The sequence below is a fragment of the Corynebacterium sp. LaCa117 genome (assembly GCF_046717765.1).
Taxonomy (GTDB): Bacteria; Actinomycetota; Actinomycetes; order Mycobacteriales; family Mycobacteriaceae; genus Corynebacterium; species Corynebacterium kefirresidentii.
The window spans coordinates 60549-74217 of sequence record NZ_CP177102.1; the positions used below are offsets into that span (position 1 = coordinate 60549).

A 13669-nucleotide genomic window follows, 5' to 3' on the forward strand; every position below is an offset into this window, starting at 1 on the left:
TTAGTGTCTTAGAAAGAAGACAGCTGCTGTAGCTGCTGGATTTGCGGAATCTGCGGCAGCTGGAACTGGGATACAGCGTTCTGGGCAATCTTGGCCGCATCCGGGATGCGGAAGGTCTGGCCCAGGAATGGGACGTCGACAGTCGGCTGGCCCGGGATGGTGCCCAGCTCGATGACCTTGGCATTCTTGGCTGGCGCAGGTGCCGGTGCCGGTGCCGGGGCCGGAGCCGGCTTTGGCGCGGGAGCATTGCCGCGCTGGCCGCTAGTGTTGACCGGCTTGCCCTGGCCAGTGGTGCCGTTTAGGCCGCAGCGGGCAATAGCCTCGTCCATGCGGCCGATGGCGTCGCGAACCTCGTTGCCGCGTGGGTGAACGGTGGCAACGGCGAGGGCCTGGGACTTCTTCTGGTTGTAATCAGCGGAGTTGGTCCAGTACTGCTTGGCCTGGGAGCAGGAAATCTGGCCGGCAGGCATCTTGTCGAGGAGGTTATCAACGGCGTCGGCATGGGCAGCGGCAGGGGCGGCGAGGGTTACGGTCAGGGCGGTAGCTGCAGATAGCAGCGCGGACTTACGTGCAAAGCTCATGCCAGACATCTTGCCACACTTGTTATGCCTGTGACAGGCCAAGGAAGCGATTGACCAGGCTGCGGTAGGCGCGCACGGTGAGCTCGAGGTCCTCCAAGTAGAGGTGCTCGTCGTGGCTGTGCAGCTGCGAATTGGCGCTGGCCATATCGCGGCCCTCGGCGTGCATGGCAAAGCCATAGGCGTTGCCACCCTTGCGCCGAGCAAAGCGTAGATCCGAACCGCCGGTGGCGTGAACTGGGACGACGGCCTTATCGGGGAAGAATTCCTTGGAGGTGGCCTCAATGGCGCGCCACAGCTCGGTATCGGTGGAGGATTGCGTGGCATCTTCAGTAATGAGGTGTTCGATTTCTACCTCATCGGCCATGTCTCCAAGCGCGCTGCGCAGGAAGTCATCCAGATCCTCCTGGGTCTGGCCGGGGAAGGGGCGCACATCCATTTCCAGGTAGGCATGTGAAGGCAGCACGTTAATGGCGCCGCCGGCGCGCAGGACGGTCTCGGCGATGGTGGTGTGGCTAAAGGCATGCGCGTAGGCGTCGAGGTTGCCGAACTTGGAGTAGTCACCGGTGCCGTCGATAAGCTCCTGCTCCGTCTGGGGGTCAAACTTGAAGGTGCGCACAAATCCCTCCCAGATCTCATTGGAGGCTGTGGGCGGCTCAGCGGCGGCGATGCGGCGAGCCACCTCACCGATCTTTACGATGGCAAAGTCCTTGCCATAAGGGGTAGAGCCATGGCCGGCATCGCCGTGCACATGCAGGCGGCGCTGGCCGGCGCCCTTTTCGCCCACGTTGAAGCCCACCGCGCCGGGCAGGTGGCTGCCGCCGGTTTCAGATAAGCAGTTCTTCCAGGAAAAGGCATCGGGGTGGTTCTCGGACATAAAGCGCACGCCGAGACCGCCGCGGGCCTCCTCATCGGCCATGCCGACGAAGGCAAGGGTGCCGCCCGTATTGCCGGTGTGGGCGACCTCGCGCGTGACGGCGGCCATGGTGGCGGTAATAAATAGCATGTCTACGGAACCGCGGCCGTAGAGCTTGCCGTCCTCGATGAGCGCCTTGAAGGGAGGCTTAGTCCACTTAGGCTCGTCCACGGGGACGACGTCCGTATGACCCATGAGGGTCAGCGGTTCTTTGTCCGGATCGCCGGGGACGGTCACGACAATGGAAACTCGGCCCGGGTGGGACTCGAAGCGCTCAATCTGCACGTCTTCGCCCGCGAAGAATTTTTCTAAACTATCCGCATTGCGAACCTCGTGACCGGAGTCCGGCGTGAGGTCGTTTACGCAGGCATTGCGGATAAGTTCTTGGAGGAGGGAGAGGGTGTCATCATAAAGCGTCATGCTATCGAGCCTAACGCTGGGAAAAAGTTTATGTGATTTTAACCAAAGCTGAACGCTGTTCAAGTATGGTTCACACCATGAGCATTATTGATATCGCCCGTGAAAAAGCGCTGGAGCAAGGCAAAGGCCTCAACCAGGAAGAACTACTGCAAGTACTACAGGTCCCGGATTCCCAGTTGGAGGAAATCGCCGATATCGCCCACCAGACCCGCCTGAAGTGGTGTGGTCCAGACGTATCGGTGGAAGGCATTATCTCCATTAAAACTGGCGGCTGCCCAGAAGATTGCCACTTCTGTTCTCAGTCCGGCCTCTTCGAGTCCCCAGTGCGCGCCGTGCGCCTCAACATCCCGGAGTTGGTGGAGGCAGCGCAGAAGACCGCCAAGACCGGTGCTACTGAGTTCTGCATCGTCGCCGCGGTGAAGTCCCCGGATGATCGCTTGCTGGACCAGGTAGGCGAGGCCATTGCCGCGATTAATGATGCCGTCGATATTGAGATTTCCTGCTCCCTGGGCACCCTGACCCGCGAACAGGCGCAGCGCCTGAAGGACATGGGCGCGCAGCGTTATAACCACAACCTGGAGACGTCCCGTTCCTTCTTCCCCAATGTGGTCACCACCCACACTTGGGAGGAGCGCAAGCAGACCCTCGACTATGTGCGCGAGGTAGGTATGGAGGTCTGCTGTGGCGGCATCATCGGCATGGGCGAGTCCTTGGAGCAGCGCGCCGAGTTCGCCGCGCAGCTGGCAGAGATTGATCCCTGCGAGGTGCCGATGAACTTCCTGGATCCGCGCCCGGGCACCCCCTTTGCGGATCGCCCGCTGGTTCCGCTGGGTGAAGGCCTGCGCGCCGTGGCGGCATTCCGCTTGGCTATGCCGTCTACCACCTTGCGCTTTGCTGGTGGCCGCGAGCTTTCGCTTGGCGACGACGGCACGGAGCGCGGCCTGCTCGGCGGCATCAACGCCATCATTGCCGGCAACTACCTGACCACCCTGGGCCAGCAGATTGAAAAGGATGTGGACATGTTGAACCGCATCGATCTGCCGATTAAGGCCCTGTAGTGTCTGGTTTATCCGAGCCGACTTCCGAATTGGCCGCTGCCGTCCTAGCTGGGGACGAGCCGATTTTCCATCCGAATACCGGCAAGCCGATTGAGGAGGTCTTTACGCTGCACCCCGCTGCTGCCGCTGGCCTCGATGTGCCGCGCTACTGCCAAATTTGTGGCCGGCGCATGGTGGCCCAGGTACGCCCCGATGGCTGGCATACCAAGTGCTCGCGCCACGGGGAGCTGGATTCGGAGTGGCTATACGTAGAGCACTTGCCCGAAAGCTAGCATCGGGAGCATGGATGCAGCCGTCTCCCTTGCTCACCAGTCCGCGCTGCGCTCGATCGCCCGAGTGGTAGAGGAATCGGCGCCGCATACGGAGCCAGGGCGGGCTTTGGGGGACGTCGTCAAGCAGCTGCGCGAGGGTCCGGTAATGGTGCTAACGGGGGCCGGAGTGTCGACGGAGTCGGGCGTGCCCGATTACCGGGGACCGCGTGGCTCGCTGAGCAGGCACCGGCCGATGACCTACCAGGAATTTCGCCACGACCCGGCCGCGAGCCATAGGTATTGGGCCCGCAGCTTTGTGGGGTGGCGGGTCATGGATTCTGCGGCGCCGAATCGCACGCACTACGCGCTCGTGGAACTGGAGCGCGCCGGGCTGATTAATGGCGTGGTTACCCAAAACGTTGATGGACTGCATAAACAGGCAGGGACCGCGAACTTGGTGGCGCTGCATGGCGATATGGAAACCGTTGTGTGCTTGATGTGTGGGTATCGGGAGGCGCGGCCGCATTTCGATGCGCGCTTGGCCGCTGCGAACCCGGGGTACTTGGAGCGCCTTGTGGTGGAGGCAGACCAAGTGAATCCGGATGGTGACGTGACCCTGGATGAATCCGACGTGGCGGCGTTTCGCATGGCCGGATGCGAGCGGTGTGGATCGGAATTATTGAAACCAGACGTCGTCTACTTTGGCGAGCCCGTGCCGGCTGAGCGCCGCGATGCCGCCTTTGCCATGCTGGGACAGGCGCGCTCGCTGCTGGTTGCTGGATCCTCTCTTGCGGTGATGAGTGGGTATCGCTTTGTGCTGGAGGCAAAGAAGCAGGGCAAGCGCGTGGCCGTCATCAATGGCGGGCCCGGCCGGGGTGATCAGAAGGTGGATACGCTGTGGCGTACACAGGTGGGCCCAGCCTTTGACGCGGTTCTTGATGAGCTGGAGCTCTAACTAGCGGGGGATAGTCTCTACTAATTCCAAGATGGTGCGCACGATGGCGTGGACGCGCTTATCTATGGGCATATCCTCGTGCATGACCACTGCTCGGCGGTCGAAGTCTTGGACATAAATATTTCGCACGGTGCCCTCTGCGACGCCGCGGGGGTCGAGGAAGCAGGTTTCGGGTGGGACCACGACGGCATCAGACCGCGTGGCAATGCAGGTATAGCTCACCCCTGCTTCCAAGTCGCCATCGCGATTGGCCTCGCGTAACGCTTCGCTGCCGACAATTTGGTCCATTCCCGCCGGCCCAAACCAACCATCGATGACGGAGCGCATAACCGCCTCTTGGCGCGGGGTGCGAATGAGGCGGCTGACGATGCCTCCGTAAGTAGTTCCGTGGTTTGGCGCGCTGATGCACATCAGATGGAGGACATGCTCGGCGCCGCCAATCATGCGCATCCAATAGCGGGCGAGGAGCCCGCCCTGCGAGTGGCCGATGAGGATGACCTTGTCCGCGCCGGTGACCATGCGCACGGTGCGGATATAAGCATCGAGTTGCTCGGCGGATTCTGCAAGGGGCTGGGTGGCGCGACGGCCGTAGTCAGGGGCGAAGACCGCCCAGCCGTCTTGGCGCAGCTCATTGCCGAGGATTTGCCATACGCCCTTGGTATCGCAGGTGCCGTGAATGAGGATGACCGGCCAGGGGCGCTGTGCGGTAGGACGTGCGCCCCAGTCATCTTCGAAGATCCCACGTGGCTTCATGCGTGCGCCTAGCGGGAGGGTAGCGGCGGCATCGGCGTCGAGGGCGGTATCGCCGGGGCTGGTCTTTACCTTCTGCGCTTTGATGAGGTCCGCAATCTCGGCCGCGACCTCCTCGCGCAGTGCCGTGGCTTCGGCAGGGGAGGCGATGCCGCGACGCGGGGAATCGGTCAATTCCTTCTCGCTGGCACGCCAGAATTTGCGGAGTTGTTCGGAAATAGTGGATTTCAACTCAGCCATGGTTCCGGATTGTACTCGTTATTGCAGGTTAACTGTGTTTTTGGCAGGAGTTAAGAAATTTATGGGCAAACCCTTGACCATCCTACGAAAGGTTTATAAACTTAGGCTTGCCTAATCACGGGCGGTGCTTGCAGGAGGGTGCGCTCCACTCCCTCCTTGGGTACCGAGAGATTAGTCATGGGGAGAAGGCCCGCCGATGTGCTGTCGGCGGGCCTTCGTTGTGGATAAAGGGCGGTTCTTGGCCTGAAGAAAAGGTGGCGCAAAAGGGGTGTAAAGAAGATATAAAAATTGCGAGCGAGAGGCGTAAAGATAGCGCAAAGATTGCCTAGGGCAGCGGGGGTGTGGTCCTAACGTTTGTGCGTAGCAGGTGCTGCCTTGGTACCGGCACCTGGCAGGCATACCTGTCAGGCACAGGAAAGTTTCACTCGCACAAGGGGGTTTCCCACATGTTAGACATCGTGGCAATCCTGATAGCCATCCTGACGGTTGGCTGTCCCTCCGTCCTCAACGAGCTTCTGGACGGTGACGCATAACCATGAACACCATTACAGCGGTCATTGGCCTCATCATTGTTGTGGCGTTGGTGACCTACCTCATCATTTCCTTAGTTGATCCGGAGCGTTTCGCATGATCGCCGGCATTGGGGCGGTGTTACCGCAGTTCCTCGCCCTCGTCGTCTTGCTCGCGGCGGCATATGTTCCTTTGGGCAACTGGATCGCACGCAGCTACACCTCTGACAAGGACTGGGCGATAGAGCGTGCGGTGTATAAGGTCCTGCGCGTTGACCCAAACCGCGGGCATAACAGCAAGAATTACAGCCGTGCATTGCTTGGTTTCAGCTTGGCATCCGTACTCGTGCTTTACGCGGTGCAGCGCCTACAAACCGTTTTGCCTAGCTTTGGCAATTCCCGCTCCGAAGCGGTGGAACCGTGGATGGCGTTCAATACGGCGGCGTCATTCGTGTCCAATACCAACTGGCAGTCCTATTCGGGCGAAGAAACCCTGAGCAATGGTGCGCAGATGCTTGGCCTGACCGTCCAGAACTTTGCCTCCGCGGCTGTCGGCATGTGTGTGGCGGTTGCGCTCATTCGCGGTATCGGTCACTTGGGATATAGCCGTGACAAGCTGGGCTCTGAGAGCGGACAGCACCTCATCGGAAATTTCTGGGTTGACCTCACCCGCGGTTTGGTGCGCATTCTTTTGCCGCTTTCTCTATTGATTTCCTTCGTCCTCATCTTGGGCGGAACCATGCAAACCTTCGGGTCCAACCTGGTGAGCTCCGCGGGCGTGGATATTCCGCGCGCTCCGGTAGCTAGCCAGGAGGCAATTAAACTGCTGGGAACCAATGGTGGTGGCATCTTCGGCGCCAACTCGGCGCACCCTTTTGAGAACCCCACTGGTTTTACCAACCTCGTGGAAATATTTTCTTTGCTGGTTATCTCTTTCTGCTTTATCCGTGCCTACGGAGTAATGCTGAAATCGCAAAAACATGCCTGGACCCTGCTTGGCGTCATCGGCGGCATTTGGACCGTTATGGTTGCCTTGGTGGTATGGGCACAGCACACTACCACCGGTGCGGCAGCACAGGCAGCTGGCGGCAACTTGGAGGGCATCGAACAGCGCCTAGGTATTGACGCTTCGGCACTCTTTGCGGTGTCTACCACGGGCACTTCTACCGGTGCGGTCGATTCGATGCACGATAGCTACTCACCATTGGGTGGCGGCTTGTTGATCCTCAATATGCTCCTGGGCGAAATTGCACCAGGCGGCGTGGGCACGGGTCTCTACGGTCTGCTGATGGTGGCAATCCTCGCCGTATTTATCGGCGGCCTGCTCGTTGGGCGCACACCGGAGTTCATGGGCAATAAGGTCGGCCGCAAGGAAATCTCCGCGGTGAGCCTGTACATCCTCACCATGCCGGTCCTCGTCCTGGTAGGCGTGGGCGCATCGGTGGCTCAGCGCAAGCTGGTGGAGCTTTCGGCGACCAACTACGGCGCTCCTGGAACCCCGGATAACGCGCACGGTCTCTCCGAGGTGCTTTATGCCTTTACCTCGGCGTCGAATAATAACGGCTCGGCCTTCGCGGGCCTGACGGTAACCGAGCCCTGGTGGCAAGTCACCCTCGGTATCGCCATGCTGCTGGGCCGCTTCCTCCCCATCGTTTTCACCCTGTACTTGGCGGGCAGCCTAGCCGGTCAACGCCGGCAGGCCACTACCGCCGGCAGCTTGCCGACGTCCGGTGTGACCTTCGCGCTGCTTACCATCGGCGTCATTGTGTTGGTCGCCGCCCTTACCTTCTTCCCCGTTCTTACCTTGGGTCCCATTTCGGAGGCACTCTCATGACAACACCAACTATGACCACTGAGCAACGCACTCCCCAGCGCTCTGCCACCAAAAACAGTGGGTTGGCTGCGGCAGCGTTGAAATCGTTGCCGCACAAGATGTCCCCGCTCGCCCAAGCCCGCAACCCCGTCATGTTCGTGGTGTGGGTAGGCGCCGCGCTGACTACCCTGTGGTCCATCTTTAGCCCCAGCGTTTATGGCTGGGTGGTGACCGTATGGTTATGGTTTACCATTGCGTTCGCCGCGTTCGCTGAGGCATATGCCGAAGGCCGCGGTAAAGCCCAAGCGGATAGCTTGCGCGCCGTGCGCGATGACGCCACCGCGAACCTAGTCACCGATGGCGGCATCGAGGTTATTGCCGCTTCTGAGCTCACCAAGGGCGCTATCGTGCGCGTGGAGGCCGGAGAGACTATCCCGGGCGACGGCGACGTCATTGAAGGCGCGGCAACCGTCGATGAATCTGCCATTACCGGCGAGTCTGCTCCCGTGGTTCGCGAGGCCGGTGGAGATCGCTGTGCTGTGACCGGCGGTACCGTGGTCTTGTCTGATTCCATCCTGGTACAGATCACCTCGGAGCCGGGATCGACCTTCGTCGATACGATGATTGCCTTGGTGGAGGGAGCGGAGCGCCGCAAGACCCCGAATGAGATCGCGCTGAGCATCCTCCTGTCTACCCTGACTATTCTCTTCCTCATTGCGGTTACCGCACTGGCCCCAATGGGGCTGTTTACCGGCGCGGAGCTCTCCCCGCTCTCGCTGGTGGCCCTGTTGGTCTGCCTCATCCCAACCACCATCGCTGCCCTGCTATCCGCGGTGGGAATCGCGGGAATGAACCGCCTCGTGCACCACAATGTTCTGGCTACGTCCGGACGAGCGGTGGAGGCGGCGGGCGACGTAGCGACCCTACTCATGGATAAAACCGGCACCATCACCTATGGCAACCGGCAGGCCACCGGGCTTATCGTTGCGCGCGGTGTCGATGAGCAGGAAGCTGCGGAGATAGCCCGCGTTGCTTCGGTTGCCGATGAGACCCCGGAAGGCCGCTCCATCGTGTCGTGGTTGACCGAAAATTACCACCTTTCTGCCGCAGCAGGAGAGGAAGAAAAGACCGCCGAGGTCATTCCATTTAGCGCTTCTACCCGCATGTCCGGGCTTGACCTCAGAGGCCGAAAGCTGCGCAAAGGTGCCGGTGATGCTGTGCGCCGGTGGGTAACCGAGGCGGGTGGCGACTGGCCGCAAGAAATTGAAGACTCCGTGACCCAGATTGCAGAAGGTGGTGGAACCCCGCTGCCCGTTGCTGTGGAAGAATCCGATGGCACCCGCAGGGTTATTGCGGTGGTGCAGCTCAGTGACGTCGTCAAGCCGGGCATGGCGGAGCGCTTCGCCGAATTGCGCCAGATGGGCATCAAAACCATCATGGTGACCGGCGATAACCCGTTGACGGCAGCGGCCATTGCGAAAGAGGCAGGCGTCGATGATTACATCGCGGAGGCCACCCCGGAAGATAAGCTGGCCAGGATCCGCGAGGAACAGGCGCACGGCCGCATGGTTGCTATGACCGGTGACGGTACTAACGATGCGCCGGCGCTGGCGCAGGCGGACGTGGGTGTGGCCATGAACACGGGCACCTCTGCAGCGAAGGAAGCCGCCAATATGGTGGACTTGGATTCTGATCCGACCAAGCTTATCGATGTCGTGCGCATTGGCAAGCAGTTGCTCATCACCCGTGGGGCGCTTACCACCTTCTCTTTGGCCAATGACTTAGCGAAGTACTTCGCCATCTTGCCGGCCCTGTTTTCTACCCAGCTTCCGCACCTCGAGCGCCTCAACGTGATGCACCTGCACTCGCCGCAATCCGCCATTGTGTCTGCAGTGGTATTCAATGCGCTCATCATCGTTGCTCTTATTCCATTGGCGCTCAAGGGCGTGGCTTATAAGCCGGCCTCTGCTTCGTCCCTGCTCCGCCGTAACCTGGGCATCTGGGGCCTGGGCGGCGTGATCACCCCATTCCTAGGCATCTGGCTCATTGACCAGGTAGTCAACCTGCTTCCAGGTATGTAGAAAAAGAAGGACCAAAAATGCGTGTCTATTTTCGTAACCTCGCCGCTGGATTCGTAGCCGTACTATTGTGCGTTATCGCACTAGGAATGATCTATCCTGCTGCCGTGTGGGGAATCTCCCGCATCAAGCCGGACTCCGCCGAGGGCAACCTCCTTTACCAAGGTGAGTGCCTAGCTGGCTCGACCCAGCTTCAAGATGGCCAGACCGAAGGCCCGTACTTCTTCCCCCGTTCCGAAGGCATGAGCAATTACGGCGCTAGTAGCTCCGAGCTAGAAAAAGCCGTGCAGCAACGGCGCGGGGACATCGCCAAGCGCGAAGGCGCCGCTCCAGAAGATGTTCCCACCGATGCGGTAACCGGTTCCGGCTCTGGTGTCGACTCTGGCATTAGCCCTGCGTACGCTGAACTACAGGCTCCGCGTGTCGCACGAGAGCAGGGGATGAGCACCGAAGAAGTGCGAAGCCTCATCGAGGACAACACGGAGCATGCCAGCCTCGGGTTCCTGGGCGAAGACGCAGTCAACGTCACTACTCTCAACCGAGCGCTGCCCAATCCACCGTCCTGCTCATAAGATGAGTGCTATATGAACGACAAGAAAGTTCCGGCGCGCACCAAGCGTGGCGCTTTGAAGATCTACCTCGGCGCGGCGCCTGGGTCTGGTAAGACCTGTGCAATGCTCAACGAGGCGCACGGCCTTGTGCTGGCCGGCCGCGATGTGGTCATTGGCATCGTGGAAGATCATGGGCGCGAATTCACTCGGGCGCTGTGTGATGGCCTTGAGACCATCCCGCGGCGCTACGCCGCCGGACTATCCACCGGAGAACTCGATACTGCAGCCATCATCTCGCGCCAGCCGGAAACCGTTCTGGTCGATGAATTTGCCCATTCCAATCCGCGCGGTGAGGAACACGCTAAGCGCTGGGAGGACGTAGAGGAACTCCTAGCCGCAGGAATCGACGTGATTTCTACCCTGAACATCCAGCACCTTGAAAGCCTCAATGACGTAATAAACCAGATCACCGGTATTTCCCCGCAGGAGACGGTGCCAGACGAGGTGGTGCGTGCGGCGAACGAGATCGAGTTGGTGGATGTATCCCCGCAGCTCTTGCGCACCCGCTTGAGTGATGGCCAAATCTATAAAGAAGCGCGCATTGCCCCAGCGTTGAATAATTATTTTCGGGTGGGCAATCTGACTGCACTGCGGGAGCTTGCCCTGTTGTGGTTGGCGGACCAGGTTGATGAGGCTCTCGCGTCCTACCGTTCTGAGCAGGACATTACCGATACCTGGGAGGCGCGGGAGCGGGTGGTCGTGGCCATTCAGAACGTCGCGCACGCAGAACTGCTCATTCGCCGCGGGCGCCGCATCGCATCCAAATCCTCAGCCGAGCTACATGTAGTCCACGTAATTTTTGGGGACTCCTTTTCTTCCGGTGAATCTTCCGTTGCAGGTTCCGCTCAACAACTGGCCAAATTACAATCCTTGGCTCAGGACGTGGGTGCCCGTTTGCATCAGGTCACCGGTGACTCGGTGCCAGAAGCGCTGCTTAATTTTGCCCGCAGCGTCAACGCCACCCAGCTGGTCCTGGGGGTTTCACCACGGCGTCGCTTAGGCCTGCACTGGCGCGGCACCGTTGCTGAGGCCGTGTTGCGGGATTCAGGCAAGATTGATTGTCACATTGTTAATCTTCCGTCCGATAAACCCTCGCCTCTTTCACCACTGCTGCGACCATTGCATTCCCTCCCGCGCCGGGCGGTGTCTTGGGTAGGCGCAGCTGTCGCTTTCATCGCCTTGACCGCACTGTTGCAAGACATCGACGGCTCGGCATTGGGAACAGGCACGTGTTCTGCTTTTTACTTTGCGCTGATCCTCCTCGTGAGCATGCTCGCTGGCCTGTGGCCGGCGGTAATTATTGCGTTTGCCTCGGGCTTGGCGGTCAATTGGTTTTTTACCGAGCCCCTGTACACGTTCGATATTGCTGAGCCAGCTAACGCTGTCATCCTCGTGGTCATGGTAGCTATTGCCCTGGCCGTGGGTTTACAAGTGCGGCGCACCAAAATAGAGCACCATAATGCGGCTATTGCCACGCGCGATGCTGAGCTCTTGACGGTCTTTTCCCGCGCAGCCCTCAACCGCCGTGCGGACGTATCTCCCATCGACGCAGTGCTTCGCAAGGTAGGAGAGACTTTCGGCTGCCATAAGGCCGTGCTTCTTGACGCCTCCGGGGACATACTCTCTACCTGGCACGCTTCGGCGGCCTCGCCCCGGCAGAGTAAACACCTGCATATCCCCGCTAAGACTCATAAACGCGAGGTAGAAACGTTGGTTTCCAGCGAGGACACTACGGTCCAGATTGTGATGGAGGGTCCAGCGTTATCCGCCCGCGACCGTGCTTTGGTGGCGGTTGTGGCAGGTTACTTAGCCGGCATCGTGCGCCGCGACAAGCTTTCGGCTGAAGCCGCACGTGCCGATGCCATTGCTGCCGCTGATGAATTGCGTCGTGCGCTGCTATCGAGCGTGAGCCACGATCTGCGCACGCCCCTAGCAACGGCCAAGCTGGCTGTGTCCTCTTTGCGGAATTCCGAAATCGAATTCAGTCCAGAGGATCAAGAAATACTGCTGGCGGAAACCGCAGCTAGCATCGATCAACTCACGCTGCTCGTGACCAACCTATTGGATCACTCGCGCTTGAGTGCAGGAGCGGTAACTGCACGCCGGGATACTGTGGAGTTATACGAGGTAGCCAATCGGGCTATTGCTTCCTGTGCCTTTGGACATAGCAAGGACCAACTTGGTCGCATTCATATTGGTTCTGGACTCCGTGGCCGCACCTGTTGCGCGGATAGCGTTTTGCTGGAACGCGTGCTGGCGAACCTATTCGATAACGCTTTGCGCTATGCGCCGAGCGGACCAGTCAACGTTGATGCGCAGGTTACAGATGAGCGCGTGGAGCTGAGTGTGAGCGATGACGGGCCGGGAATTTCACCAGAAAAGCAGCAGGAGCTTTTCCAAGCTTTTCAGCGCTTGGGCGATACCAGCAATGACAACGGGGTGGGTTTAGGCCTCTCCGTTGTACGCGGATTTGTGGAGGCCATGGACGGTACTATCACCGTAGAGGCCACTCCAGGAGCGACCTTTATCCTGAGTTTCCCGCTGCGGGAGGAGAAAAGCCATGACTGATAAAAAGGCCACGATAGTCATTGTGGATGATGATCCGCGTTTGCTCACCACCTTGAGCATTAATTTTAAAGCGCGTGGGTATGAGGTGTATTCAGCCAGCACCGGGGCGGAGGGTCTGCAGGTGGTCTCCCAGCATCAGCCCGATGTGGTGATTTTGGATATGGGTCTGCCGGATATGGATGGGCGGGAGGTCCTCGATGGGATTCGAGGGTGGTCAGCAATTCCCGTTCTGATTCTTACGGCCCGGTCCGATCCCCTATTTAGTGCCTCGGCCCTAGATCGCGGTGCTGATGATTATGTGACCAAACCCTTTTCTATGGAAGAACTCTTGGCCCGTGTGCGCGTGGCTTTGCGGCATGGCAGCCCCCAGCATCCATCTGCCCAGCGGGAAGCCACGATGGTGCGGGCGGGCGATGTGCTGATCGACGTCCCTCGACACTCCATCACCAAGGCAGGAAAGCCCCTTCACCTGACCCCTACTGAGTGGGGCGTGCTTACGACGCTGCTGCGTGCCCACGGCGGTTTGGTGCGCAAAGAAGACCTCCTCGCAGAGATTTGGGGCCCGGGATTCGAAGGGCAAAGCCACTACCTGCGCATCTATACCTCGCAGCTGCGCCGCAAACTGGAAACCGATCCCTCTGATCCCCAATATCTGCTTACTGAACCCGGGTTGGGATACCGCTTCATTACCTCCCCTGGGGTCTAGGAGTAGCTGACGCCATTTTCTGCAGGGAACTACTCTTGCAGTGGCAATTCTGTGCAGTGGAGGGGTGCGAGTTGGTATCCATAACGCTTATGCGTCGAGGGCTTCGGTGTGCCCTGCGCATTTAACCAACTGCAAGCGCGTGAGAACTAAACATTTCAACTGGTCACCAGCGATTGTTCGTTCTCTAAATCATTTCTGGTGCTGCAGATTAGTTGC

12 protein-coding genes are annotated in these 13669 nt (G+C 59.6%); 9 read left to right on the top strand and 3 right to left on the bottom strand.

Annotation, left to right across the window (positions count from 1 at the left end):
* Positions 1 to 8: 8 nt before the first annotated feature.
* Both ACLI1L_RS00345 and ACLI1L_RS00350 read right to left on the bottom strand, forming a co-directional pair.
* On the bottom strand, positions 9 to 581 hold the full coding sequence (locus ACLI1L_RS00345) for a hypothetical protein (RefSeq protein ID WP_411707744.1): 573 nt from the start codon (positions 579 to 581) through the stop codon (positions 9 to 11).
* 22 nt (positions 582 to 603) lie between these two features.
* Complete coding sequence (locus ACLI1L_RS00350) at positions 604 to 1914, bottom strand: M20/M25/M40 family metallo-hydrolase (protein ID WP_411707745.1); 1311 nt, start codon at positions 1912 to 1914, stop codon at positions 604 to 606.
* A gap of 77 nt (positions 1915 to 1991) precedes the next feature.
* Here ACLI1L_RS00350 and bioB point away from each other — a divergent pair, with 77 nt between their 5' ends.
* From bioB to ACLI1L_RS00365, 3 genes are read left to right on the top strand one after another with little or no spacing between them, the layout of a single operon-like run.
* Positions 1992 to 2972: a biotin synthase BioB gene (gene bioB / locus ACLI1L_RS00355; RefSeq protein ID WP_034655643.1), complete on the top strand. Its 981-nt coding sequence runs from the start codon at positions 1992 to 1994 to the stop codon at positions 2970 to 2972.
* Positions 2972 to 3244, top strand: coding sequence for a hypothetical protein (locus ACLI1L_RS00360; protein WP_049361336.1), 273 nt, complete (start codon positions 2972 to 2974; stop codon positions 3242 to 3244). Before bioB ends, ACLI1L_RS00360 begins: the two co-directional genes overlap by 1 nt.
* A gap of 10 nt (positions 3245 to 3254) precedes the next feature.
* Positions 3255 to 4178: a Sir2 family NAD-dependent protein deacetylase gene (locus ACLI1L_RS00365; RefSeq protein ID WP_411707746.1), complete on the top strand. Its 924-nt coding sequence runs from the start codon at positions 3255 to 3257 to the stop codon at positions 4176 to 4178.
* Here ACLI1L_RS00365 and ACLI1L_RS00370 read toward each other — a convergent pair whose 3' ends face one another.
* Positions 4179 to 5168 (bottom strand): lipase family alpha/beta hydrolase, encoded by a 990-nt coding sequence (locus ACLI1L_RS00370; protein WP_411707747.1) that lies wholly within the window; start codon positions 5166 to 5168, stop codon positions 4179 to 4181.
* Positions 5169 to 5703: 535 nt separating this feature from the next.
* Between ACLI1L_RS00370 and kdpF the strand changes: the two genes are divergently transcribed.
* From kdpF to ACLI1L_RS00400, 6 genes are read left to right on the top strand one after another with little or no spacing between them, the layout of a single operon-like run.
* Positions 5704 to 5799 (top strand): K(+)-transporting ATPase subunit F, encoded by a 96-nt coding sequence (gene kdpF / locus ACLI1L_RS00375; RefSeq protein WP_086589010.1) that lies wholly within the window; start codon positions 5704 to 5706, stop codon positions 5797 to 5799.
* Complete coding sequence (kdpA, locus tag ACLI1L_RS00380) at positions 5796 to 7511, top strand: potassium-transporting ATPase subunit KdpA (protein WP_394287008.1); 1716 nt, start codon at positions 5796 to 5798, stop codon at positions 7509 to 7511. The genes kdpF and kdpA overlap by 4 nt, the downstream gene beginning before the upstream one ends.
* Positions 7508 to 9571: a potassium-transporting ATPase subunit KdpB gene (gene kdpB, locus ACLI1L_RS00385; RefSeq protein ID WP_411707748.1), complete on the top strand. Its 2064-nt coding sequence runs from the start codon at positions 7508 to 7510 to the stop codon at positions 9569 to 9571. The genes kdpA and kdpB overlap by 4 nt, the downstream gene beginning before the upstream one ends.
* Before the next feature lie 17 nt (positions 9572 to 9588).
* A complete protein-coding gene (locus tag ACLI1L_RS00390; protein ID WP_411707749.1) occupies positions 9589 to 10140 on the top strand; it encodes a potassium-transporting ATPase subunit C in 552 nt (183 codons plus the stop codon).
* 12 nt (positions 10141 to 10152) lie between these two features.
* Complete coding sequence (locus ACLI1L_RS00395) at positions 10153 to 12747, top strand: ATP-binding protein (RefSeq protein WP_411707750.1); 2595 nt, start codon at positions 10153 to 10155, stop codon at positions 12745 to 12747.
* Positions 12740 to 13453, top strand: a complete 714-nt coding sequence (locus tag ACLI1L_RS00400; protein WP_005328258.1) for a response regulator — start codon at positions 12740 to 12742, stop codon at positions 13451 to 13453. The genes ACLI1L_RS00395 and ACLI1L_RS00400 overlap by 8 nt, the downstream gene beginning before the upstream one ends.
* The last annotated feature ends 216 nt before the right edge of the window (positions 13454 to 13669 follow it).

Bases quoted from the DNA above. Each gene is read 5' to 3' on its own strand.
- ACLI1L_RS00395 (WP_411707750.1), top strand. From the start codon at position 10,153: ATGAACGACAAGAAAGTTCCGGCGCGCACCAAGCGTGGCGCTTTGAAG.
- ACLI1L_RS00390 (WP_411707749.1), top strand. From the start codon at position 9,589: ATGCGTGTCTATTTTCGTAACCTCGCCGCTGGATTCGTAGCCGTACTA.
- bioB (WP_034655643.1), top strand. From the start codon at position 1,992: ATGAGCATTATTGATATCGCCCGTGAAAAAGCGCTGGAGCAAGGCAAA.
- ACLI1L_RS00400 (WP_005328258.1), top strand. From the start codon at position 12,740: ATGACTGATAAAAAGGCCACGATAGTCATTGTGGATGATGATCCGCGT.
- kdpF (WP_086589010.1), top strand. From the start codon at position 5,704: ATGAACACCATTACAGCGGTCATTGGCCTCATCATTGTTGTGGCGTTG.
- kdpB (WP_411707748.1), top strand. From the start codon at position 7,508: ATGACAACACCAACTATGACCACTGAGCAACGCACTCCCCAGCGCTCT.
- ACLI1L_RS00345 (WP_411707744.1), bottom strand. From the start codon at position 581: ATGAGCTTTGCACGTAAGTCCGCGCTGCTATCTGCAGCTACCGCCCTG.
- ACLI1L_RS00365 (WP_411707746.1), top strand. From the start codon at position 3,255: ATGGATGCAGCCGTCTCCCTTGCTCACCAGTCCGCGCTGCGCTCGATC.
- ACLI1L_RS00370 (WP_411707747.1), bottom strand. From the start codon at position 5,168: ATGGCTGAGTTGAAATCCACTATTTCCGAACAACTCCGCAAATTCTGG.
- ACLI1L_RS00350 (WP_411707745.1), bottom strand. From the start codon at position 1,914: ATGACGCTTTATGATGACACCCTCTCCCTCCTCCAAGAACTTATCCGC.
- kdpA (WP_394287008.1), top strand. From the start codon at position 5,796: ATGATCGCCGGCATTGGGGCGGTGTTACCGCAGTTCCTCGCCCTCGTC.